Source organism: Nocardiopsis alkaliphila YIM 80379 (assembly GCF_000341005.1).
Taxonomy (GTDB): domain Bacteria; phylum Actinomycetota; class Actinomycetes; order Streptosporangiales; family Streptosporangiaceae; genus Nocardiopsis; species Nocardiopsis alkaliphila.
This window is the reverse complement of sequence record NZ_ANBD01000103.1, coordinates 28,534-51,558: the sequence shown is the minus strand read 5'-3', so window position 1 is coordinate 51,558 and position 23,025 is coordinate 28,534. Positions and strand designations below refer to the sequence as shown.

18 protein-coding genes are annotated in these 23,025 nt (G+C 68.3%); 6 read left to right on the top strand and 12 right to left on the bottom strand.

Annotation, left to right across the window (positions count from 1 at the left end; all coding sequences use genetic code 11):
- Positions 1 to 319: 319 nt before the first annotated feature.
- From D472_RS0114990 to D472_RS0114980, 3 genes are all read right to left on the bottom strand, one after another.
- Entirely contained in the window at positions 320 to 616 is a 297-nt protein-coding gene (locus D472_RS0114990; protein ID WP_013153901.1) for a DUF4193 domain-containing protein, read from the bottom strand.
- 717 nt (positions 617 to 1,333) lie between these two features.
- Positions 1,334 to 2,593, bottom strand: a complete 1,260-nt coding sequence (locus D472_RS0114985; protein ID WP_017605296.1) for a sensor histidine kinase — start codon at positions 2,591 to 2,593, stop codon at positions 1,334 to 1,336.
- Entirely contained in the window at positions 2,590 to 3,243 is a 654-nt protein-coding gene (locus tag D472_RS0114980) for a response regulator transcription factor (RefSeq protein WP_026117711.1), read from the bottom strand. The genes D472_RS0114985 and D472_RS0114980 overlap by 4 nt, the downstream gene beginning before the upstream one ends.
- A 689-nt stretch (positions 3,244 to 3,932) precedes the next feature.
- Here D472_RS0114980 and D472_RS28690 point away from each other — a divergent pair.
- Positions 3,933 to 4,097 carry a hypothetical protein gene (locus D472_RS28690; protein ID WP_017605294.1) on the top strand — a complete coding sequence of 55 codons (165 nt, stop codon included), beginning with the start codon at positions 3,933 to 3,935 and terminating at the stop codon, positions 4,095 to 4,097.
- A 102-nt stretch (positions 4,098 to 4,199) separates the two neighbouring features.
- On the opposite strand, the gene D472_RS0114970 is transcribed toward D472_RS28690, so the two are convergent.
- The 3 genes from D472_RS0114970 to D472_RS0114960 form a co-directional block, all read right to left on the bottom strand.
- Positions 4,200 to 5,012, bottom strand: coding sequence for an inositol monophosphatase family protein (locus tag D472_RS0114970; protein WP_017605293.1), 813 nt, complete (start codon positions 5,010 to 5,012; stop codon positions 4,200 to 4,202).
- Between the two features lie 163 nt (positions 5,013 to 5,175).
- Positions 5,176 to 7,218, bottom strand: coding sequence for a S9 family peptidase (locus D472_RS0114965; RefSeq protein ID WP_017605292.1), 2,043 nt, complete (start codon positions 7,216 to 7,218; stop codon positions 5,176 to 5,178).
- A 178-nt stretch (positions 7,219 to 7,396) separates the two neighbouring features.
- The gene (locus D472_RS0114960; RefSeq protein WP_033303889.1) at positions 7,397 to 8,419 is read right to left on the bottom strand and encodes a ferrochelatase; all 1,023 of its coding nucleotides are present in this window, start codon (positions 8,417 to 8,419) and stop codon (positions 7,397 to 7,399) included.
- Between the two features lie 143 nt (positions 8,420 to 8,562).
- On the opposite strand from D472_RS0114960, the gene D472_RS0114955 reads away from it, so the two are divergent.
- Positions 8,563 to 9,861, top strand: a complete 1,299-nt coding sequence (locus tag D472_RS0114955) for a D-arabinono-1,4-lactone oxidase (protein WP_026117709.1) — start codon at positions 8,563 to 8,565, stop codon at positions 9,859 to 9,861.
- 7 nt (positions 9,862 to 9,868) lie between these two features.
- Here D472_RS0114955 and D472_RS25620 read toward each other — a convergent pair whose 3' ends face one another.
- Positions 9,869 to 10,954: a hypothetical protein gene (locus D472_RS25620; protein ID WP_017605289.1), complete on the bottom strand. Its 1,086-nt coding sequence runs from the start codon at positions 10,952 to 10,954 to the stop codon at positions 9,869 to 9,871.
- Positions 10,955 to 11,527: 573 nt separating this feature from the next.
- Here D472_RS25620 and sepH point away from each other — a divergent pair.
- Entirely contained in the window at positions 11,528 to 12,862 is a 1,335-nt protein-coding gene (gene sepH, locus D472_RS0114945) for a septation protein SepH (protein WP_017605288.1), read from the top strand.
- Positions 12,863 to 12,933: 71 nt separating this feature from the next.
- Here sepH and D472_RS0114940 read toward each other — a convergent pair whose 3' ends face one another.
- Entirely contained in the window at positions 12,934 to 14,793 is a 1,860-nt protein-coding gene (locus D472_RS0114940; RefSeq protein ID WP_017605287.1) for a PH domain-containing protein, read from the bottom strand.
- Positions 14,793 to 15,413, bottom strand: a complete 621-nt coding sequence (locus D472_RS0114935; RefSeq protein ID WP_083903486.1) for a PH domain-containing protein — start codon at positions 15,411 to 15,413, stop codon at positions 14,793 to 14,795. The genes D472_RS0114940 and D472_RS0114935 overlap by 1 nt, the downstream gene beginning before the upstream one ends.
- 209 nt (positions 15,414 to 15,622) lie before the next feature.
- Between D472_RS0114935 and D472_RS0114930 the strand changes: the two genes are divergently transcribed.
- Both D472_RS0114930 and D472_RS0114925 read left to right on the top strand, forming a co-directional pair.
- Positions 15,623 to 16,588 (top strand): daunorubicin resistance protein DrrA family ABC transporter ATP-binding protein, encoded by a 966-nt coding sequence (locus D472_RS0114930; protein WP_017605285.1) that lies wholly within the window; start codon positions 15,623 to 15,625, stop codon positions 16,586 to 16,588.
- Positions 16,585 to 17,415: an ABC transporter permease gene (locus D472_RS0114925; protein ID WP_017605284.1), complete on the top strand. Its 831-nt coding sequence runs from the start codon at positions 16,585 to 16,587 to the stop codon at positions 17,413 to 17,415. The genes D472_RS0114930 and D472_RS0114925 overlap by 4 nt, the downstream gene beginning before the upstream one ends.
- 85 nt (positions 17,416 to 17,500) lie before the next feature.
- Here D472_RS0114925 and D472_RS26790 read toward each other — a convergent pair whose 3' ends face one another.
- From D472_RS26790 to D472_RS25615, 3 genes are read right to left on the bottom strand one after another with little or no spacing between them, the layout of a single operon-like run.
- Positions 17,501 to 18,709 (bottom strand): hypothetical protein, encoded by a 1,209-nt coding sequence (locus D472_RS26790; protein WP_026117708.1) that lies wholly within the window; start codon positions 18,707 to 18,709, stop codon positions 17,501 to 17,503.
- 54 nt (positions 18,710 to 18,763) lie between these two features.
- On the bottom strand, positions 18,764 to 19,678 hold the full coding sequence (locus tag D472_RS0114915) for an IS982 family transposase (RefSeq protein WP_026117707.1): 915 nt from the start codon (positions 19,676 to 19,678) through the stop codon (positions 18,764 to 18,766).
- A gap of 52 nt (positions 19,679 to 19,730) precedes the next feature.
- Positions 19,731 to 21,842 (bottom strand): BTAD domain-containing putative transcriptional regulator, encoded by a 2,112-nt coding sequence (locus D472_RS25615; RefSeq protein ID WP_083903485.1) that lies wholly within the window; start codon positions 21,840 to 21,842, stop codon positions 19,731 to 19,733.
- A 284-nt stretch (positions 21,843 to 22,126) separates the two neighbouring features.
- On the opposite strand from D472_RS25615, the gene D472_RS25610 reads away from it, so the two are divergent.
- On the top strand, positions 22,127 to 22,723 hold the full coding sequence (locus tag D472_RS25610) for a YbhB/YbcL family Raf kinase inhibitor-like protein (RefSeq protein ID WP_026117706.1): 597 nt from the start codon (positions 22,127 to 22,129) through the stop codon (positions 22,721 to 22,723).
- Positions 22,724 to 23,025: the final 302 nt, after the last annotated feature.

Genomic DNA, 23,025 nt, shown 5'->3' with positions numbered 1-23,025 from the left:
CCAGGTCCTGGCTCGTCGGTGACGGACGGGTGGCGGTGGACGGCTCACCCCACCGGGTGTTCCCGTGTGGAGTCGGCCGTCCACCGCCCGCCGTCACCCACGTCGCCGTGTGCCACCCCCCGAACCCGGAGGCGGCGACGTCACCAGGGGGCCCATCGAGGCCCTTGAAACGGTGGGTGGTCGAGTACCGGGCACGGCGCGTTCGAGGAGGAACGCACCGGATCGTGTTCCCACTGGCCGGTGGTCGCACGAGTCCCGTTCCCGACGCCGTTCACTCGTCGCGACCATCGTGGGGTCGAAGGACCCGTGGGTGTCTGATTCAGGCACACTCCTTGCAGACCAGCTGTCCGGCGCGCTGCTCGGCGAGCTGACTGCGGTGGTGCACCAGGAAGCAACGCGAGCAGGTGAACTCGTCGGCCTGGCGTGGAAGCACGCGCACCGCGAGCTCCTCACCGGACAGGTCCGCACCGGGCAGCTCCATGCCCTCGGCCACCTCGTCGGGGTCGACGTCGATGGTCCCGGTGCCCTTGTCCACGCGCCGCGCCTGCAGCTCTTGGAGGCTGTCCTCGTTGATGTCCTCGTCGGTCTTGCGCGGGCTGTCGTAGTCGGTGGCCATCTCTGCTAACTCCATCCCCCTCGTTTTAGTGCCTCGTCGCGCGGGTGTAACGCTTGAGAGACCTTCGTTGTGCCCGGTTCGGTCGATGAGTTTTCCCGGTGTTCATGGAAGGTGCCCCCTCCCGGGCCACCTTCCACAGGTCAGCGGCGTGCTCACGAAGAACGTGACCGGAGGCGGCCAAGCTCGGTGGCCCCTCACGGGATGTTTCCCCGTGTACTACCCAACGCCGGGTGTCCCCTAGACCGGAAAACACGTCGTGCCCCCCCATCATGGGCGAGCGTGGACGACTCCCCCGATTCAGGCGAATCACAGGACATGCCCACGTCAGGAGGGATTCCCTCGGTGTCCACGCCCGGGGAAGCATACCCACCCCGACTAGTCGCTCGTGCCCGGGGTGGGCGTGTCTTCGGACACGTATGAATACCACGAAGCAGGGCCGAACGCAGCTCGGTGTTCGCCCCGGGTCCTCTTCGGTGAACCACGGGGGCCGGCGTTCGAGCTCCGGCAGGCTCCGTTCTTCGAAACCCGGGGAGGTGACGTGGGCGGGATCGCTCGGGAAGGAACCGCCGGCCGCCGGGCCGTCCGTCGAGGGCGAACGAGCCGGCGAGGGACGAGAGACCGCACGGTGGGCGCCACGGTCCCTCTTGGAGCCCGTCCCTGACTCCCAGGCACCCGAACGCGCTCCGAAACCGAGGGGAAGAGCAGAAAGAACACCGCTCAACGGCGTTCGCCGCCCTCCCCACCCTGACGGGGCGGGACGGGCAGGCACACGGTGACGACCAGACCGCCGCCCGCACGGGGCCAGGCGGTGACGACGCCCTCATGGGCACGAACCACCGAACGCACGATGGACAGCCCCAGGCCGGCGCTGCGTCCCGAGCCCACGCGGTCCTCGGAGCCACGCCGGAACGGTTCGAAGAGCCCTTCGATCTCGTAGGCGGGAATGACCTTGCCGGAGTTCTCCACCTGCACCGCGGGCATTCCCTCGTACATACCGCTGCGAACGGTGAGTTCTCCGTCGGTCACGTTGTACTTGAGGGCGTTCTCGACCAGGTTGGCGACCAACCGTTCCAACAGCACCGGATCCCCGATGACCTGAGCCTGGCGCAGGTCTTGGCGCAGCGACAAACCGGACTCGTCGATGTCGCCGGAAAGCTGACTGAGCACGGTTCCGGCGACCTCGCCCAGGTCGACCCTGGCCTTGACCTCGAGTTCACGGTCGCTCTTGGCCAGGAACAACAGCCCGTCGATGAGACGTTCGTGACGGGCGTTCGTCTCCAGGAGGGTCTGCCCTACGGTCTTGAGGTCGGCGGACACGTCCGGTGCGCTCAAGGCCACCTCCAGCAGGGTCCGGTTGATGGCCAAGGGGGTGCGCAGCTCGTGGGAGGCGTTGGCCACGAAACGACGTTGACCATCGAAGGCCCGGTCCAGTCGCTCCAACATGCCGTCGAAGGTGTCGGCGAGTTCACGGATCTCGTCGTCGGGACCGGACAGGGCGATGCGTTCGTGCAGGGAACGTTCGGACAGTCGCCGAGTGATGCGGGTGATCTTTTGCAACGGTGACAGCGCCCGCCCGGCGACCGCGTACCCCAGTGCGACCGCGAGCAGACCCACCAGGAACAGGGCCAGCAGAGAGTAGCGGGTGACGTGGGTGAGGACCTGTTCGATGTGGTGACTGTGCTCGATGAGCTCGGCCAGGCTCTCCTCTGCCAGGAGTGCGTTGAGCAGCAGCGCGACGACCAGGTAGTTGACCAGGACCAGCAGGGAGCCCGCCGCGAAGAACAGCATCCCGTAGATGAGGGTGAGGCGGGCGCGCAGGCTGAGGTTGTCGGTGAAGCGACGGACCCTGGCGTGGGCGGCGGAGCGCTCGATGCTCTCCCCTCCGGGGGCCACCGAGTTCAGGCTCCGCCAAGTCCCGGTGTCACCGGGCCGGGTGGCTTCCACCTGCCCCGGTTCGGGACGCTCACCCGGTCTCACAGTCGGTATCCCGCACCGGGGACCGTCTGGATGACCTGAGGACTACCGAGCTTCTTGCGCAGGGTCATGACAGTGACCCGAACGACGTTGGTGAAGGGGTCGGCGTTCTCGTCCCAGGCCTTCTCCAGCAGTCCTTCGGCGCTGACCACCGTGCCCTGCGCGCGCATGAGAACCTGGAGGACCGCGAACTCCTTGGGCGTGAGGGAGACCTCACGGCCGTCCCGGTACACCCGGTGGTTGGCCGGATCCAGGGTGAGGCCCTGGCGTTCGAGAACGGGAGGGAGCGGTGGCGCCGAGCGGCGCCCCAGGGCGTGCACGCGGGCGATCAGTTCGGGGAAGGCGAAGGGCTTGGCCAGGTAGTCATCGGCGCCCAGGGTGAGCCCATCGACCTTGTCCTGGAGGCCATCGGAGGCGGTGAGCATCAGGATGCGACCGGTGTAGCTCTCGTTGACCAGGGTGCGGGCGACGTCGTCGCCGTGGGTTCCGGGCAGGTCTCGGTCGAGGATGATCACGTCGTACTCGTTGACCACGGCGTGCTCCAAGGCGGAGTCACCGTCGTAGACCACGTCCACGGCCATGGATTCCCGTCGGAGCCCGACCGCCACCGTGTCGGCCAGAACCCGTTCGTCTTCGACCACGAGTACGCGCAACGTTGTCCTTTGCGGAGTTCGATACCTGGGAACAAAAAAGGGGGCCGCTGCCGGCGCATCCCCCAACACACCGGCAGCGGCGTTCTTGGCCCCGGCCGCGGCAACCGTTCTCTCACAAACCGGGGTAAGGACACGGTAAACCCGTCGCGGATGCGGTTGAGGCATTCGCACCGTCCTCGCCCCCGTCCGGGACGGGCGCTGAACCGGGGGTCTCACGACCCCTTGTGCGCGAGGTGGTCGCCGCCGACGAATCCCCCAACCGTCGGCGACGACTCAACCCCGCACATCTCAAATCTGACACATCAAGAATAAGAAACAAGTAAGCACCCCGGGCTCACGAAAAATGTGTCTTGAGACACTCTTTACCATGGCTTCACCTTACGCGTCGACCACTTCGGGGCATCCCGGCCTCCATCAGCCCACCCCCACCGACGAGCCCTTTTCCACTTCACGAAAACATTCCTTACATAACGGAAACATCACGCACAGGGGGCGGGGGTTTGGTGCAAGTCACAGTGCGGTAGGGATAGGAAGCGCACGCGTGGACACCGGGCCCACCCCGGACCGCGACGAGCAACGCATGTCACAGGGTCGTGACGACTTCCATCCATGCCACGCGCAAGGCGTGCGCAGACCGACGTACACCGGCGCACCATCGTGCCCCGGTGTCTACCCCTGGAAGAGGTGCAATGGGCGAGTTCAAGGCGGAGATCAAGGTCCGTATCAACGAGACCTACCGGTCGCTCCAGTCGGCGCAGGCCGCCGAAGACGACTTCCTCGTCGACACCCATACGTCGGAGCTCGAGGACCTGTACCGCATCGCCGCGCGCAACGGCATCGAGACCCACGTCTAGGTCCTGGATCCCTCCAGCGGGGCGGTGAGTCCACACCACCGACCCCGCCCTCCGAGAAGCACCGGTCCCGAGCGGACATCGCCCGGGACCGTTCGTGTCCCCTCAACCGTCGGTGTCGGCGCCCAATGGCGCCAAGAGGGCATCGAGCTCCTCGTACAGGCCCGGCCGGGCGGCGATCACCAGGTCATTGGTGGGAGGGCCGCCCCGCAGGCCGCCCACACGCACACCCGCCTCGGTGGCGATCAGCCCCGGGCCCGCCCAATCCCACAAGTGGAGCCCTCGCTCGTAGTAGGCGTTGGTGCGTCCCAGGGCCAGGCCGGTGATGTCGACCGCGGCCGAACCGACTCGGCGAATGTCGCGCACACGCCCGATCACCTCGGTCAACACCTTGGCCTGCCGAATCCGACGGTCGGCCGAGTAACCGAAGCCGGTGGCGACCAACGCCTGTTCCAGCGGGACGGCCTCCGGGGCGTTCAGGGGACGCCCTCCCAGACGAGCACCGCCTCCCAGAACCGCGTCGAACATCTGTCCTCGCACGGGGACGGCGACCGCGGAGGCCACGATCACCCCGTCGACCTCGGCGGCGACCGCAACCCCCCAGTCGGGACCGCCGTACAGGTAGTTGACGGTGCCATCGATGGGGTCGACCACCCAACGCACCCCGCTGGTCCCCTCGATCCCACCACCTTCCTCTCCCAAAAGCGCGTCGTCGGGGCGGGCGGCGAGCAATCGGTCCCGAATGAGCTCCTCGGTGGCCCGGTCCATCTCGGTGACGACATCGGTGGGACTGGACTTGGTGTCCAGGACGGTGATGCCCGCTTGTCCCCTGGCCGCGAGCTCTCCGGCCTCCGCGGCCACGGCGACCGCGAGGTCCCGCAGCTTCCCCCGGTCATGTGGGGGCTGGATGGTGCTCACTGCTGTCCTCTCCGCTCGCGAAGACCCGGGCGGGAGTGCCCGGGCACTCCCGGCAGCCTACGCCGCGAAGCCGAGTACGGCAGAGGCGTCATCGCCATCGAGGACGGGGAACACGGCGGGTGCCGACCGAAGCCGGGCCCGCCGCTCATCCCGGTGTCCGTGTCTACAGGAGCTCGGGCTTGACCCACTCCTTGCCATGGACGTGGTGGTCCAGGAAGGCGAAGATCGTCTCGTACCAGATCTGGGCGTTACCCGGGGTGAGGATCCAGTGGTTCTCATCGGGGAAGTAGAGGAATTTGGCGTCGACCTCGTGTAGGAGGAGGTCGCGCCACAGCTTCAGTCCCTCACCGATCGGCACCCGGTAGTCCTTGTCGCCGTGGATGACGAGCATGGGCGTACGGATCTTGTCCGCGTGCAGGTGCGGGGAGTTGAGCTCGTAGCGTTCCGGCCGAGCCAAGGGAGCGCCGAACTCGCTCTCCCAGACCGGCGGATAGTCGGTGGCCCCGTTGAAGGCGTCCAGCTGCCACAGGGAGGCGTGGGAGACGATGGCCTTGAACCGATCGGTGTGCCCGGCGATCCAGTTGGCCATGTATCCACCGAAGGATCCGCCCATCATCGCGGTGCGCTCGGCGTCGATGTCCTCCCGAGCCTCGGCGGCGTCGGTGATGGCCATGACGTCGGCGTGGGTACGCGGCCCCCACTCGCCCCAGGCACGACGCAGCATGTCCTGGCCGTAACCGGTGGACAGGGCCGGGTCCGGCAACAGGACGGCGTATCCGCGGGCCGCCAGGAGCCACGGGTTCCACCGCCAACTCCACCCGTTGAAACTCATGTACGGACCGCCGTGGACCCAGAGCATGAGCGGGGCGGGCGAGTCCGCGGAGGCCTCCTCGGGCAGCACCAGCCAGGAACGGACACGAGTACCGTCGTCGGCGGTGGTCTCGATCTCGGTGAGCGTGCCCGGCATGGACAGCTCGGAGCCGGGAGTTCGCAGGTAGGTGGGTTCACCGTCGGTGACGTCGGCGTCCAGGCGCACCGGGGCGGGTGGGGCGTCCCAGGCGTCGCGCAGGGCGAAGACGTGGCGGCCGTCCGGGGAGGGGTTCAGTGCGCTGTAGGCGCCGTGGTCGCCGGTGATCCGGGTGAGCTCGCCGGTGGCCACCTCCACGCGGAAGACCGGACGGCGACCGTTCTGATCGGCGACGAAGAAGACCGTGGTGGAGTCGTCCGACCAGGCGTAGTCGCGCGGCCAGAGTTCGTGTCCGGCCAGTAGGTCGCGCCCCTGTCCACCGTCCAGGTCGGTGAGCCACAGGGTGGAGTTGCGCGGCTCCCCGTCGTATCGGCCCTCGAAGTCGGCGAACAGCAGGACCCGGGCCCCGTCCGGGGAGACCAGCGGAGCACCGAACTCGAACTCGGCCTCGGAACCGCCGGCGATGGTGCGGCGTCGCCCCGTCGCGGTGTCGATCGCGACCACCTCCTCACGGGTGGCTCCCCCGGTGGTGGGCACCGACCAGGAGGTGAGCAAGGTGGAACCGTCGGGGGTGAGCGCGGGTGAGGCGCCCAGGAGGGCCATCCCGGCGTCGGGGGTGAGGTCCTTGGGCTCACCCAGGCGGGAATCGCCGTCCTTTGGTGGGGTGGCGGTGAACAGGCGGGGGTGGTCGGGGCCGACGTCACTGTCCCAGGATCGCACCGGCAGGGTCTCGTGCAGGATGGCGGTGACCCCGGCCTCCTCGCGGGCCTTGCGAGCCCGGGCGTCGGCCTCTTGGTCCTCGGAGCGGGGTAGGACGCGACCGGTGAAGGCCACCAGCCCGGAATCACGGGCGACCGTGAAGGCACCGACGCCACCATGGGTGGAGGCGACCTGCCTGGCCTCGCCGCCGTCGGCCGGCAGCAACCACAGGGCGCCCTTGGGCTTGTCCTCGGACTCGGCCTCGGGGTCGGGACGTGCCGTGGTGAACAACAGCGATCCGTCCGGGAGGAACTCGGCCCCTGCCTCGCCCTTGGTCCCACGGGTCAACCGCCGCGGAGCTCGCCCGCCCTCGGCTTCGGGGACGACGTCGATCTCCCACAGGGCGTTGCGGAAGGACTTGGCGTCGGGGGACAGATCGCTCACGGGGGCGACCAGGCGGGTGCCGTCCGGGGACAGACGCAGTCCGTTGACGCGCCGCAGACGGACGTACTCCGGTAGTTCATACCAAGAACGAACCAAGACAGATACTCCAGGATCATCGACTTATGGTCGAATTCGACCTTATCGGCCCAGGCGACATCGATCACCACCTTTTCCCAGTACAGAGGGCATCAACACTGTTGACCCCCTTCTTCCCCTCAGGTTCCTCCTGGGCGGGGCGGAGGTGATCACCTGCGCCCCGCCCGGGGTCAGCCCGTCAGCAGCACTTCCTGTCGCCTTCGTTGCAACGGGGCAGCGAACTCAACCGGACCGGTTCGGCCCCGTCGATGTACTCGCGCACCAGGTCGGTGACCATCGAGACGAACGCCGGGTGCGAACCGGAGCTGAGCGCGCGTTCATAACCCATACCGAGCCTGTCGGCGGTCTCCTTGGCCTCCACGTCGAGATCGAACTTGACCTCCATGTGGTCGGACACGAACCCGTGCGGGATCACCACGACCGCGGGGACCCCCTCCGCCTTGAGCTCCTCCATTCGATCGTTGACGTCCGGCTCCAGCCAGGGCTGGCTGGGCGGGCCACTACGGCTCTGGTAGACGACCTCGAAGGGGTATTCCCGGTCGAGCTTCTCCGCGACCAGACGGGCCACCTCGGCGAGCTGGGCCCCGTAAGCGCCCTCGGGGCCGAAGGAGTGGTCCGGTCCTCCGCTGGCCTCGGCCATGGTCGTGGGGATGGAGTGCGCGGAGAACAGCAGGTGCGCCCCTTCGCGCTGCTGGTCGGGCAGTCGGTCCAGAGCCGCTTGAGTGTGCTCGATCAGCGGTGTGACGAATCCGGGGTGGTCATAGAAGGGACGGATCAGGTCGACCTCGGGGGCGTCCTCGCCAAGGTCGGCCAGGGCCCGGTCGATGTCCTCCTGGTAGGCGGTCCGGCTGGACCAGTTGCAGTACGCGGAAGTGGGCAGCGCCAGGACGCGGCGGACGCCGTCCTGTTTCATCCGAGCCAGGGTGTCGGTGAGCATCGGGGCCCAGAACCGATTGCCCCAGTAGATCGGTAGGTCGACACCCTTGGCGTCGAAGTCGGTGGTGACCGCGGCGAGCAGGTCCCGGCACTGCTGGTTGATCGGGCTCACTCCACCGAAGAGGAAGTAGTGCTCACCGACCTCCGCCAACCGTTCGCGGGGGATGTTGCGCCCGCGGGTGACGTTCTCCAGGAACGGGATGACCTCGTCCTCGCCCTCCGGTCCACCGAAGGAGATCAGCAAAAACGCGTCGTAAGGCCTCATGTACCTCATGAAACCAGCTCCCACGGGTTCCCTCGAGCCGCCCTCGACCCATGTCATGGGACTTTCGCCCCGGAAGTGACCAGGTCCACTCCCCGTTCCGGTCACATCTGGTCACCCAGGTGACCGACCGTTAATGTCACCACATGAACGATGTGTTGTGGCACACCTGGGCCGACACCCACCAGGCACGCCCTCGCCGCATGGCGACCCCCGACAACACCGACGAGGTCGTCTCGGCGATCGCGGCGGCGGCCGCCGAGGACCTGCGTGTACGCATGGTCGGTACGGGTCACTCCTTCACCGACGTGGCCATCACGGACGGCCTACTCCTGTCCCCCACCGCCCTGACCGGACTGCGCTCCGTCGATCCGGTCGCCGGCACCGCCACCGTGGCCGCGGGCACACCGCTGTGCGACTTCAACGAAGCCTTGGCGGAGCACGGGGTCGCGTTGGCCAACATGGGCGACATCGCGGTGCAGACCGTCTCCGGGGCGGTACAGACCGGCACCCATGGCACCGGTCGAGACGCGGGCGGACTGGCGAGTCAGGTGGTGGGCCTCGAACTGGTCCTGGCCGACGGATCGGTGGTGGAGTGTTCGGCCGAGGAAGACCCCGAATTGTTCCACGCCGCCCGGGTGGGGCTGGGCGCGTTCGGTGTGGTCACGGCGCTGACCTTCGCGGTACGTCCGGCCTTCCTGTTGCACGCCAGGGAGGAGCCGATGCCTTTGGACGAGGTGCTGGAGCGGCTTCCCGAACTGCGAGCCGACAACGACCACTTCGAGTTCTTCTGGTTCCCGCACACCGGTAACACCAACACCAAACGCAACAACATCGTGGAGGGTCCTGCACGTCCGCTGTCACCGCTCAAGGCATGGCTGGACGACGACTTGCTCTCCAACCGACTCTTCGAGCGGGTCAACCGTGTGTGCCGCCGTTTCCCGTCGATGGTGCCTACGGTGAACCAGTTCAGTTCTCGGGCGTTGTCGGCGCGGGCCTACACCGATGTCTCGCACAAGGTGTTCGCTTCGGTGCGCGAGGTGCGGTTCGTGGAAATGGAGTACGCGATCCCGGCCGAACACACCGTGGACGTGCTTCGGGAGGCGCGTTCGATCGTGGACCGTGGCGACCACCGGGTGAGTTTTCCGGTGGAGGTGCGTTTCGCCCCCGCCGACGACGTGTGGCTGTCCACCGCCTACGGCCGTGAGAGCGCCTACGTGGCGGTACACATGTACCAGGGCGTCCCCCACGAGAAGTACTTCGCCGACCTGGAGGCGGTCTTCACCTCGGTGGGAGGACGCCCGCACTGGGGCAAGATGCACACGCGCGACCGTTCCTACCTGGAGGGCGTCTACCCCAGGCTGGAGGACGCGCTCGCGGTGCGGGAGCGGGTGGACCCACACCACCGCTTCGGCAACCCCTATCTGGAACGGGTCTTGGGCTGACCCGCGGTCAGCCGGTGGGCATGGGTCCCCCTTGCGAACCGTCCTGGACTCCGTTCTGGGGCGCGCCACCCGGTGGAGCGCCCTCGCCCTGGTTCTGGTCACCGTCTCCCGGAGCGATCTGCTCTCTCGGTCGCTCCGTGTCGGGCCCTTCCGCCGGTGGTTCGGAGGGGGTCGTTGGTGAGGTGGGCGCACCGGTCTCCTGATCGCCTGGAACGGATCCCGGGTCGACGGGCTCCTCGGTGTCCGACCACGACCCGGAACCGGGTCGAGGGTCCCCTGGGGTCCGTCCCTCCTCCGTTTCGGAGGGGACCTCGTCCTCGTCGTGCTGGGCGGGGGCGGAGTGTCCGCCCAAGAGGGAGGGTGCGGTGGAGTCGTCCTGCCCTTGGGTCCAGGCGGTCAGGGAACGGCCGGTGAGCAGTTCGAAGGCCAGGATGATCAGCATGACCAGGACGAACACCACGCCGGCCGGGATCAGGACCGCGCGCCAACCGCGCTTGGGACGCGATTTTTCGTCCTCGAGCGCGTGTCGCACGGGTTCTGTGTCCTCGCGGGGCGTCTGAGGCAGGAGTTCAGTGACCTCGTCCGTGACCGGATCGTGGGGCCGAGTGGGGTCGGTGGGGTTGCCGAAGCCATGCGCGAGGGTCTGACCGGGCAGGTTCTCTCCCAAGGTGGGCAGCGCCATGCTCCGGGTGACGTCGAGGGAGGAGTCGAAGGGGAGCCCTTCGTCGTGTTCGGTGGCCGGTTCCGGCCGTTCGACGAGGTTGCGTGCCTGGTTCTGCTTGGCCTTGTCCGCCAGTTCCTTGGCTTGCTCTCCGCTGCGGGTGATCCAGTGTTGGATCACGGGCGCGGCACTGGTACTGAGCACGGCCATGACGGCGGTACCGACGACCGTTCCGTAGACGTTGAGGTAGGAGGCGGCGGTGGCCGCGGTCAGGGTGGCCACACCCGCTCCGGCGACCTGGGACACGCTCAATTCGATACGTTTTCCCTGCTTATCACCGCTCTTGTCGTCCTTGCCCTCCTTGCTTCCCGCCTCCGAACCTCGGTGACCTTCGTTCGGCTCGGCACCATCCCCTCGTTCGGGTCTTCGCATGGTGTGTTCCCCCCTCCGTCGGCCGCGCAGGGGCGCGGCGGGACACATCGTCGTGTCATGGGATGGGCGTGTGATGGGGCAGACGACCCCTTAGGCCCCATGGTTCGCATATCGCCCACAAGTGGATACATAACCTTAAAGGCCCCAAGGGGCTGATAACGCCATCAAATAAGAAGCATCACCATGTGACATCCCACGGCGTGTCGAGTTGCGAACGCCAAGACCCACCATGTCGCCACCTGGCATGAGATCGGAGTTTCTCCCAGGCCTAGGGGGATTCGAGGCACGCGGGATACCATCACCGCGGAGCCTTCGCTTGGAATCGGCGACATTCCCCCACGATCGCTCCCGGTCGTGCAAGGTCCAGCGTGTCAAGATTGGCAACGGAAGCGACCGCGAGGACCCCGGGACCCCGGGGTGGCTCCCACCGTGGTGACCACCACGGCAGTGGGAGGCGGGCACAGTTCGGACATGCCGGGCCCGGTACTGGCCGGACGGTTGTCGGCCGACCAGACTTGGAGAACGCGAGGGGCGGTCTTGACCAACCCTCGACGGGACGCGAAAGGGAGGGCGATGCACGAGCTTCGCCTTGTGGCCGTGAGCGAGGACGGCACCTACCTGGTGTTGGCCGGCACCGGCCGCGGCACCCGCTTCACGCTGCCCGTCGACGACCGCCTCCGTGCCGCCGTACGCGGCCAGTTCTCCCGGCTCGGCCAGTACGAGATCGAAGTGGAGAATCCGTTGCGCCCCAAGGAAATCCAGGCCCGCATTCGGTCCGGCGAGACCGCGGAGGCCATCTCCGAGATCTCCGGGATACCGATCGAACGGGTCCGCTGGTTCGAAGGGCCCATCCTGCAGGAACGCGAGTACATCGCGCAGCAGGCCCAGCGCGCCACCGTACGCGCCCAGGGTGAGGCCACCCCCGGTCCCTCCCTGGAGGAGATCGTCAGCAAGCGGATCGGCGCCCACCAACTGCAGACCGGCGACGCCGTGTGGGACTCCTGGAAGCGTGAAGACCGTACCTGGCAGATCAAGCTCGCCTTCCTGCACGGCGGCGATGAACGAGTCGCCCACTGGCTCTACGAGCCCAGACACAACGCCGTCACACCCGCCGACGAAGAGGCCGCCTGGTTCTCCTCCAACGAGCCCCCGGCCTCCTCTCCCGCACCCGGCACCAACGTCACCCCGTTCGCGCCCCGGCGTAACGAGGCCACCAACGACCCGCCCCGGACGGACCCACAACCCGCCGCCGAGCGACGTCTCGACCACGCCGCACCGCTTCGCCCATCACCCACGCAGAGCACGCCCTCGGACGAGCCGCTGCGCCCGGTGATGCCCACGGACCAATTCGGGGTGCCGATCCGTGAGGAGACCCGGCGTCCGGGCATCGAACGGAGGCCCACGCCCCAAGAGGCACCGCCCGCCGCACCGCTGCCCGGGGCCTTCCGTCACGAGCCGCCTCGACGCGGTCCCGTCGAGGAGCCACCCACACGTCCCGCGCCCCGGCCCGAGTCCTGGGCGGAGCCACGCACCGAACCCGAATCACGTCGGCCCGCGGCCGAGGTACGGGCATGGCCCGAACCAGGAGGCCCTCCCGAGGCCCCCACCGCACCGGGCTGGTCGGACACACGTCCCGCACCGGAGCCCGAGTCGGCCCCGCCCGCGGTCGAGCCCCAGCCTCCACGTCGGCGCAGGGTCGGTATCGACCTCAACGAAACGGGCACCCCGCGCCGGGCCAAGGACGAGCCCTCACCCTCGGCACCGATCCCGGCCGCCGCGAACGGTGCCACCGGAGCGGGAGGTGCCACCGGCGCCGGCGCCACCACGCCCAAGCGCAAGGGCCGGGGCCGCCGCGCCTCGGTGCCTTCCTGGGACGAGATCATGTTCGGCTCGAAGAAGAACGAGTAAACGATCCCCCACGACCCGCACAGGTGCGAGGGCGGTCACCGACCCATCGGTGACCGCCCTCGCGTCTTCGCTCAGTCCTGACGATCCGCGGACCCGCCCTCGTCTTCTCCCCGTGGTCGGACCAGGAAGGGACGCACCATCTCCGGGGTGACCCGGGCAGCGAAGTCCACCGACTCCCCCAACGAGGCGTCCTGGGCGGTGTAACCACCGGTGCCCGCGCCCACCGTCACCTGGAGGTCGGCCAACCCGGAGCGGCGCTGGAACAGCGTCTGGGTCCAGGTCCAACCGATCACCGCCGAACGTTCCACCGTGGCCTGGCCTCGCGAGAGCGATCCCGAACGCACGCTCACCCGTTCACCGTCGTAACCGTGCCCCAACGACCGGTACCGGTCCACCGCCAAAGGCACACCGAGTACGGCCAACACACCGGCGGTGACGGCCACCCAGGTGATCCCCGAAGCGGCGGCCACCACGGTCACCACCACGAACGGCAGCACCGCACGGGTGAGACGGCGGTACAGGGCCGCCCTGGGATGGCGGGTCAGGCGAGCACGGAACAGGGCCAGGGCGCTGTCCACCACCTGTTCCACTCTCGCCCGAGGACCGATGGGCAGCAGGACCGCACGGTTGGCGGTGTCGCCCAGACCGGTGACGATGGCCCGCAGGCGCACCGCCCCGCGTGTGCGTTCGAGGGGATTGTCGAACAACTCGTACCCACGGATGCGTCGCCGTTCCAACGTCACGCTGCGGCGGGTGAACAGGCCACGTTCGGCGACCAGGGACCCATCCCGGCCACGCAGTGAGAACCCCCAGTGAGTGAGGGCGTAGGAGACCACCGCGAACACCGGCATCAATAGCACCAATGCGCCCACGAACACTACGGCGAGCAGTAGCAGAAAGCCCCGGTCGGTGCTGCTCACCCAGTCCAGAAGGAAATCGGTGACCATCTCCCCCGCCGACTGCTGGAGCATGCCGAACAGTGTGGTCAGGACTACGAAGGGGGTGAGCAGGTAGCCCAGGCTGAGCGCCCCGTACAGGTACCAGTTCCGGGGCATCCGGAAGTAGGTGACCGTGTCGTCGGCGGGCTCCTCCGCCACTGCGGCTTCCTCGTCGGTGTCCTCTCTCCCTCTGGCGGGTTCCTCCTGGCGCTCCCGTCCCATGAGCACGGCCTTGCGATGCAGCAGTACCCGGCGCAGACGCTCGGCCTCGGCCAGGTCCACCGCGTCGAGCTTGCCGTCCTCGGTGCCCTCGGCCGAGCCCGCCGCCGCCTCGATGCGCACCACGGCCACACCCAGTATCCGGTGCAAAAGCGTGCTGGTGACGTCCACTCCCCGGATCCGCTCCAGCGGGATGGTGCGGCGGGAGCGCCGGATCAGGCCACTGCGGATCTCCAGGCGTTCCTCGCCCACCTCGTAACGAAAGGTCTTCCAGGTGACGAAGCCACCGATGAGCAGGGCCACCACCGCGAATCCGGTGGCGGTGAGGACCCAGGGATTGAAACCGCCCACGACCAGACCGGCCAGGATCGGTAGGAACAGGCTCTTGAGCTGATTGATCGGCCCCACGACCAGGCTGCGTGGGCTGAGGCCGTGGACTTCTTCGGCCCCGAGGACCCCTCCCTGGTCGTTCGAGGACTTTTCACCCCACCAGGAACGTGGAGCGGCCGGTTCGCCCCCCGTATCGGCCACCGGGGGAAGGAAGGTGGGCGTGGCCGAGCCGGGTTCTTCCGTCCGTCGGTGGGCACCATGGGCCTCCCCCGTGGGCCACGAGGAGGGCGAGGGCCGCCCCTGCTGATCGTCGAGGTGTTCCCGCCCAGACCGCTGGTCCCCCGACGTCCCGGAGGTACTGCCCGGCGCGATCCACCCGCCCGTGCCATCGGTGTTCCGCGGCGGGTCGTGAGGGCCGGATTCGGGTTCGTACTGTCGATCCATCAGGTCGCGTCGTCCCGGAGCGTTCCGGCGCGCACGGCCAGCTCTTCGCTGAGCCCGCGCGCCTCTTCGGCGTCCAGACCCTCGATGGTCGAGGACCCGGCGTAGGAGGCGGTCTGCACCTTGAGCGTGGCCACGTCGAAGACCCGCTCCAGCCAGCCCTGGGTGTGGTCGACCGTCTGGATGCGGCTGACCGGTACGAGTTGCCAGGCTCGGCTGATCCAGCCGACCCGCGTGTAGATGACGTCCTCGGTGACCTCCCACCGATGCACCCGATACCGCCACGAGGGCACGATGGCGATCTTGAGCAGTGCGTACACGGTGTAGGCCGCCGGGAGCACCCACGGGTTCCGCCGGATCCATTCGGGCACCCAGTCCCAGGCGAAGGTGCCCACGACCCAGGCCAGGGCGCTCAGTAGGAGCAGGCTGATCAACGAGCCGAAGACCAGGCGCAGGGTCCACACTCCGATCGCACGGCCACTCACCCTCCGCAACGGGGGCCGCAGGTGGGCCACACCCGTCTCGGGCTCCGGGGGTGCGGGTGTCTCTCCCGGTCGAAACACGTCTTCGTGTGGCGGAATGTTCGTCACCCGCCCGAGTCTAGTGCCTATAGGGCGGATCATTCCTTGCCCCGTGCCCCGGTGGAAGACCCCGCTTCGAAGCGGTGTTCCTCCGAGAACGGGCCACCGGCCGACACCGATCGCTTCGACGCGTGGCACCGCCAGGACGGTGTCCGGTGCTGACGGACAGGGGCGAAAACGACGAATCCGTCTGTCAGCGTTCTGTCAGCCCAGGTCGACATACTGGGACGGACACCGAAACGGAGGACCTCATGACCGACGCCATCCGCGCGGAAGGTCTGGTCAAGGAGTTCAAGGGAAAACGGGCCTTGGACGGAATCGACCTGACCGCCAGGACGGGGGCCGTGCTGGGCGTCCTGGGACCCAACGGCTCCGGAAAGACCACGACCGTACGCATCCTGTCGACCTTGCTGCGCCCCGACGCGGGGCACGCCATCGTCGGCGGCTTCGACGTGCTCCGCGAACCCCACGAGGTGCGCCGCCAGATCGGCCTGACCGGCCAGTACGCCGCGGTGGACGCGGAGTTGACCGGGACCCAGAACCTGGTGCTGATCGCCCGTCTACTCGGCTTCGACCGGACACAGGCCCGCGCTCGTTCGGGCGAACTCCTGGAGCGATTCGGTCTCGCCGATGCGGGCGGCCGCCCCGCCAAGACCTACTCGGGGGGTATGCGCAGGCGCTTGGACCTGGCCGCGAGCCTGGTCGGTCGGCCCGGTCTGCTGTACCTGGACGAACCCACCACCGGCTTGGACCCGCACAGTCGCAACGGGCTGTGGGAGGTGGTGCGCGGCCTGGTGAACGATGGCGTGACCGTGCTGCTCACCACCCAGTACCTGGAGGAGGCCGACCACCTGGCCGACGACATCATGGTGCTCGACCACGGCCGGGTGATCACTCAAGGCACTCCCGAGGAACTCAAGAACCGGGCCGGTGACCAGGTCTTGGAACTGCGCACGGTGGACGGCGGACAGTTGTCCCTGGCCGCCAAGATCGTCGAGGCGGTCACCAGCGCCCCCGTCAACAGCGACGGACTGGTGGCCAGCGTGCCGGTCGAAGACTCCGCGGTCCTGCCCGAGGTGGTCCGCCGGTTGGACGAACAGGGCGTGGCCGTGAGCGAACTGTCCCTGCGCAAACCCAGCCTGGACGAGGTGTTCCTGGCCCTGACCGGACACACCGCCCAGGCCACGACCTCCGACGATGAAGGGGCTCGAGGATGAGCACCGTGACCACCCGACCGTCCACGCCCGCGTCCCCGGGCGCACCGCACGTCCCCGAGCGGCTCGGCCCGCTGGTGACCATGCGACACGGTCTCCAGCTCACCTGGCGCAGCGTGCTGAAGATCAAGGCCAACCCCGAGGAGGTCCTCGGGTTGATGTTGCAGCCGGTCATGTTCGTCACCCTGTTCGTCTTCGTCTTCGGTCAGGCGATGATGGGTGACTGGCAGACCTACCGCGATTTCCTCATGCCCGGCATCATCGCGCAATCGGTCATCTTCGCCACCATGGGCACCGGTTTCACCTTGAGCCAGGACGTGGAAAAGGGCATCTTCGACCGTTTCCGCTCACTGCCCATCGCCCGCTCGGCCCCGCTGATCGGCGCGATCCTGGGCGACCTGGTCCGCTACGCCATCACGGTCGTGATGGTGCTGCTGGTCGGCCTGGCGATCGGCTTTCGTCCCGAGGGTGGTGTGGTGGGCGTGGTGTCGGCCGCGGGTCTGATCCTGCTGTTCGCCTTCGCCCTGTGCTGGATGTCGGCGTTCGTGGGGATGCTCGCGCGCACGCCCATGGCGGTGCAGTCGTTCGCGATGATCCTGCTGTTCCCACTGACCTTCGGAAGTTCGGCGTTCGTCTCACCGGACGACATGCCGGGCTGGTTGGCTCCCATCGCCGCGAACAACCCGGTGACCCACGTGGTGGACGCCATGCGTGCGCTCATGCTCGATGGCGACGCCGGCGGTCCGGTGGCCTGGACCCTGGTGTGGGCGGTCATCATCACCGCGATCTTCTTCCCTCTGGCCGTGTGGGCCTACCGGCGTCGCACCTGAGAGGTGCCATTGAGCGTCCCGGTGGGTCTTCACCTCCCCACCGGGACGGGTGGCCGGGACGTGCGGGCGAGGCCGCCGAAAGCGTTCACGGATCTTGGCTCCGGTCACCGGCCTCCACGTCCTCGGGCACGATCGGGGCCAACCACCTCCCCACGGATTCCCGGAGCCGCGTTTGGGGCGTGCCCGCTCCCCTGGCCATCAGGTGATCCGCCTCCGCCTCGCCCAAGGCGTCCCGAAGTCGCTCGCGCAAACGACGTACTCGCGGCAGGGCGGTGTTGGCGGCGCCTCGCAGGGAGGCGGAGTAGCCCAGCAGCACCGCGGCGTGGACGGGGTCGTTCTCGACCTCGAGTCCGGCGAGGACCTCCAAGGCGCCCACCCCGGAGAGGGCGGCGCCTCGCAGGGACACCCACCAAGACCGGCCCGCCTCCCGCCAGGCCCGTTCGTGATCACCCTCCGCCCAAGCGATCTCAGCGGCCATGGCGAGCCAACTCGGCCCGAGGTAGACCGGCGCGAACCCGCCCAGGCCCCACACCAGGACCCCGCTCTCGTCCAAGAGTCGACGAGCCCCCATCAGGTCTCCGGTGGCCTGGAGCCACATGATCCGGGTCATGCGGAGCGCCACCCTGGTCTCGTCCTCCATCGTGACGCCTTCGAGCCGATCCAGTTCCGCTTCGGCCTGCGCCGATCGACCCAGTTCGACCTGGGACTGGGCCCGCAACGTACGGAAGAGCACACCGAGTTCGTGGAGCCCGGCTCCCTCCGCCAGATCGATCCCCTCCCCGAGCAACCTCAGACACCGTTCCAGATCGGTGGCCACGTTGACGTCCACGAGTTGGACCAGAGCATTGCACTGCCCCCAGACATCACCGCACGCGCGCATACCCTCCAAGGCGACCTCCGCCCGTTCCCGGGAGCGCGACGCCTGACCGAAGAGCGAGTCGAGCAACGAGGCCATCAGATGGATCAGGGCCCGACTCCAGGTGTCCTTCGGCTGTTCGAGGGCGTCTTCCACACGTCTGCGGGCGTCTCCGCTCGGATCGCCGTCGATCATGGCCCGGTAGATCAGGCAGGAGATGAACACGGGGTGGCTCTCGCTCTGGACACCACCGGCTTCGAGCACCTCCTCCACCCGGTCCAGTCGCTCCAGGAGCGCCTCGCGACCCGACTCCATCCCTCCCGCGCGATGGAACAGGCAGGCGGCGTAGGCGCTCTCACGGCCGGACGGCACCTGCTCACCGACCAGGTCGAGGGTCTGCCCGGCCCAGGCGTGGATTTGCCGCCAAGAACCGGCCAAAGTCCATTACCACTGGGTGTACTCCACCAGGTCTAGATGAGTAATTCCAAGGGGTCAGTGATCGTAGGCGGTCAGCGAGCGTAGGACCGGTTGGCCGGTGCGGTCGTTGTGCCAGATAGCAGCGGTCAGCGCCAGGATCCGCTGGAGCACCCGGGCGATCACCCCGCCAGGGGTGCGCCCGCCGTGCCGCTCCAGGTCCAGCTGGCCCTTGAACGTCTGGTTGATGGACTCGATCACCTGCCGCAACGGACGGAACAGGTGCGCTCCGGCCCGTGGGGGCTCGCCCCTGCGGGCCGGACGCAGCAGGTGCAGCCCCGCCTGGGCCAGGGACCGCTCGAAGTCGCGCCCGTAGTAGTTCTTGTCCGCGATCAGCGTCTGCCCCGGGCGCTGGTCGACCAGGCCGGGATCGGCGGCGAACATCCCGACCAGTGTGGTGCGCTCGTCGGACTTGGCGCTGGTCAGGGCGAAGGCGACCGGGAGCCCGCTCAGGGTGCACACCAGGTGCAGGCGCAGCCCCCAGAAGAACCGCGAGTGGGAGGCGCAGTACCCGTAGGCCGCCCATCCGGCCAGGTCGGAGCGTTTGACGGTCTCCCGGGAGCGTGCACACTCCACGGGGGTGGAGTCGACCACCCACACATCGTCGGTCCAGGCGCTGGTGTCGGTGGCCAGGTGGCGGATGAGGGTGCGGATCAGGGAGGCGGCTTTGCGCAGGCGTTTGTTGTAGCCGCTTTGTTGGGGCAGGTAGGGGAACTGTTCGCTCAGGTGGGTGCGGGCGTAGCGCAGCCATCGGGCCTCGCTGGTGTAGCCGAGCAGGGCCTGCATCAGGGCCAGGGTGACCAGGTCGGCGTCGCTCAGGCGGGGTTGGAAGCCGATTCTGGGGCGCCAGGGGGCCAGGTCCGGGCGGTGCTTCAAGAGTCGTTCGGTGGTGTCGTAGAGTGCACGGGCGAGGGAGTTCAGGTTTTGCGTCACAACATGACCATGGGCTCCCTCGCCTCATGCTCGGACCACGCACCCCTTGGAATTACTCATCTAGGGCCAGGTCCAGGTCACGGCGTTCCAACGCCAGGTTGAAAGCGGCCACGCAGTCGTCGGTCCGCGCCCCCAAGCGGGCCAACCAGGACCTCTGCCCGGGGCCCCGCAGTTCGGGGTCCGCGCGACGCCACAGGTCGACCACATGGCGGGCATGGGTGCTGCGAACCCGCTCCTGCTCTCCAGAACGGGCCAGGCGTTCCATCGTGTAGGCGCGAACCGTCTCCAACTGCCGATAGATGGGTGGGTCATCCTCACGCGCGGGGTTCTCCGCGACCACCAGGGACTTGTCCACGAGGGCGAACAGGACGGTCCACACGTCCCGACCACCCACCCTTCCCACTTCGTCGTCGGGGTCCGAGCCCACCTCTTCAACGGCCTCCAGGGTGGCCCCACCGGGGAAGACCGCGAGCCGTCGCAGCAGGCGGCGTTCGGGTTCATCGAGCAGTTCCCAGCTCCAGTCGACCACCGCCCGCAGGGTGCGGTGGCGGGGCAACACGGTCCTATCGCCATCGGTGAGCAGTCGGAACCGGTCGGTGAGACGGTGCGCGAGTTGTGCCGGGGACATCACCCGCAGGCGTGCCGCGGCCAACTCCAAGGCCAGCGGCATGCCATCCAGTTCACGGGTGATGCGTATGACGTGGGCGACGTTGTCGGGGGTGAGCCGGAACCCGGGCCGAGCCGCCTCGGCACGTGCGGTGAACAACTCCACGGCCGAACAGGCCAGGGCCTGGTCGACCTCGGCGCCCTCCGGTGGCGACTCCAGGGAGGGCACCGGCAGGAGGACCTCTCCGGGCACTTTGATCGGTTCCCTGGAGGTGGCCAGCACACGAAGGCCCGGGCAACGGGCCAGCAGGGATTCGACGAACCGGGCGACGGCTTCGACCAGGTGTTCACAGTTGTCCAACACCACGAGGCAGGGGTGCTCCCCCAACTGAGCGGCGATGCGTTCGACGGGTGGTCGATGCGCGGAACCGGTGCGCGTGTTGAGGACGGCGAACTCACGCGGCCCCAGGGCGCTCGCGACCGTTTCGGGCAGATCCGCGCCCTGCCGTATCGGCGCGAGTTCGACCCACCAGAGGCCGCCGGAGACCAGGGAGGGGTCCCGTTCAGCCAGGATGGTGGCCGACTCCGAGGCCAGACGGGTCTTGCCCGCCCCTCCGGGGCCGGTGAGAGTGACCATCCGGGTCGAGGAGAGCCGGTCCACGGTCGCCCCCACCTCGGCCTCACGCGCGACGAAATCGGTCAGGTGGCGAGGGATGCGGAGCGCAGGAGCCGATTCTCGGGCCCGGGCGCGAGCGGGGGACGTGGCCGGCCCACCGGTCCGTTCCCGCTCCCTCGGTGCGGCCTCGTCACGTTCGCTCGGGGCGAGTTTCCCGCGCAACAGGTCGAGATGGAGCCGACGTGACCGGGGCGAGGGGTCCAACCCCAGGTCCTCGGCCAGACGGGTGCGGAATTCCTTGTGAACGGCGAGGGCGTCCGCGGTACGACCGCTACCGGCCAGGGCCCGCACGAGCAGTTCGACGGGGCGTTCCCGGTGGGGGTCCAGGGCCACCAGGGCCTCGGCCTTCGGTAGGGCCTCAGCGGTACGACCCAAAAGGACCAAGGCCTCCAAGAGGTCCTCCTCGACTGTGCGGTGGATCTGCGCCAGCCGCGAGGACACGTCCTCGGCCAGCCCACGCGAGGTCAGGTCGGGCAGGGCGGGGCCGTGCCACAGCCCGAGTGCCTCGGACAACACGTGTTCGGCCGCTGCGGCCCGCCCGGCCGTCAATTCGGCTCTGCCTTGCGCTGCCAGCTCCTCGAACACGTGCATGTCCACCTGTTCGGAAGTGATCTCCAACCGATACCCGGTGCCATCACCGAACAGCGGAACCTCCGTGCCCAGGGATCGCCGCAGTCGGGAGACCAAGGCTTGGAGGGCGTTGCCGGCGACGGTGGGGACGTCCTCGCCCCAGATGGTGTCGATGAGCTCCTCCACTGCCACCGAACGGCCGGGACGGAGCAGGAGCAGTATCAGCAGGGTGCGCAGGCGGGTCCCGCCCACACCCACTGGACGCCCTGAGGAGTCGTGTACCTGGAGAGGACCGAGAATGGAGAACCGCACCGCCCCATGATGGCCGATCCGGTGTGGGCGGGTTCCGCGATGTCGATCAGGGGTGCCGGGCGGCAGCGGGTTCTTCCGGGTGGTCGCCGTGCGCCCACTGCGCACCCGTTCGCGTCGGTCACCAAGGTCCGCCCGACCACAGTAGGGTTCGCTCAGGACCGTGTGACGACGCCGGTGACGGTGCGCACGGTTCCACCGTGACGGGCACCGGGCCATGGCCGCGTGCCGGATCCGGTGCACAGCGAGTCTCGCCTTACGGCCCGAAAGCCCAGCAGGAGCCCATTTTGTTCCCGGTCATGCCTTACACCAGGACCCTCACCGCGCACGGCGTGTCCCGCGTCCCCCTCGGCGCTCGCGTGAGTGCCGTCGTGGCGGGGGTCGCCCTGCTCGCGTCGACCGGCTGCGAGGTGCTCGACTCGGGGCTGAGCGGCGAGATGCCCACCGACATCAACGTGACCAGCCCGATGATGCAGGAGGGCCGGCCACTGCCCGCCGCCTATACCTGTGAGGCCGAAGACGATCCGGTCTCACCCCCGTTGAGCTGGTCGGGGCTGCCCGACGACGTGGGTTCGATCGCGGTGGTCGTGGACGACCCCCAGGCCGCCGTCGTGTTCTGGGTGATCTACGACCTGGATCCGCAGCTGGTGGAATTGCGCCAGAACACCGTGCCGGCCGACGCCAAGCTCGCCCAGAACAGTTCCGGGGACACCGCCTACGGCGCGCCTTGCCCGGAGGAGGGCGACGCGCACTCCTACCGGTTCACGGTGTACGCGTTGGACGGCACCCTCGGCCTGCCCGAGGGCGCGGCCTTGGACCTGACCTTGGAGGGCATCGCCGAGCAGGCGGTGGCTCGGGGGTCCCTGGTGACCACCAGCGAGTGACATAGGTCATAATAGCCGTTTCCTCATACCATGAATCCGAGCGAACCCACTCGGTCAGGAACCGGAGAGACGAACCGAGGAAGCCACCGTAGCCCTCTGCACATAGCGCACGACAACACATACAGTGGGCCTGTGCCCCTCGCCCCTTTTCAGATGACCGATTCCCGTCCATCCGCCGCGCGGCACCCTGAGCCGAGACCACGACGCGACCGCGACCTCCACCGTCCATGGACACGGTGGGGCCGCCGCTTCGTGGACTCGTGGAACCAGACCGCCGCCTTCCCTGGGCCGATCCTCCTCCG

What these genes read in the sequence shown, in the direction of transcription:
- D472_RS0114990 (WP_013153901.1), bottom strand. Translation starts at nt 616, where the DNA reads ATGGCCACCGACTACGACAGCCCGCGCAAGACCGACGAGGACATCAAC.
- D472_RS28690 (WP_017605294.1), top strand. Translation starts at nt 3,933, where the DNA reads ATGGGCGAGTTCAAGGCGGAGATCAAGGTCCGTATCAACGAGACCTAC.
- D472_RS0114960 (WP_033303889.1), bottom strand. Translation starts at nt 8,419, where the DNA reads ATGAGGCCTTACGACGCGTTTTTGCTGATCTCCTTCGGTGGACCGGAG.
- D472_RS0114955 (WP_026117709.1), top strand. Translation starts at nt 8,563, where the DNA reads ATGAACGATGTGTTGTGGCACACCTGGGCCGACACCCACCAGGCACGC.
- D472_RS25620 (WP_017605289.1), bottom strand. Translation starts at nt 10,954, where the DNA reads ATGCGAAGACCCGAACGAGGGGATGGTGCCGAGCCGAACGAAGGTCAC.
- sepH (WP_017605288.1), top strand. Translation starts at nt 11,528, where the DNA reads ATGCACGAGCTTCGCCTTGTGGCCGTGAGCGAGGACGGCACCTACCTG.
- D472_RS0114940 (WP_017605287.1), bottom strand. Translation starts at nt 14,793, where the DNA reads ATGGATCGACAGTACGAACCCGAATCCGGCCCTCACGACCCGCCGCGG.
- D472_RS0114935 (WP_083903486.1), bottom strand. Translation starts at nt 15,413, where the DNA reads ATGATCCGCCCTATAGGCACTAGACTCGGGCGGGTGACGAACATTCCG.
- D472_RS0114930 (WP_017605285.1), top strand. Translation starts at nt 15,623, where the DNA reads ATGACCGACGCCATCCGCGCGGAAGGTCTGGTCAAGGAGTTCAAGGGA.
- D472_RS0114925 (WP_017605284.1), top strand. Translation starts at nt 16,585, where the DNA reads ATGAGCACCGTGACCACCCGACCGTCCACGCCCGCGTCCCCGGGCGCA.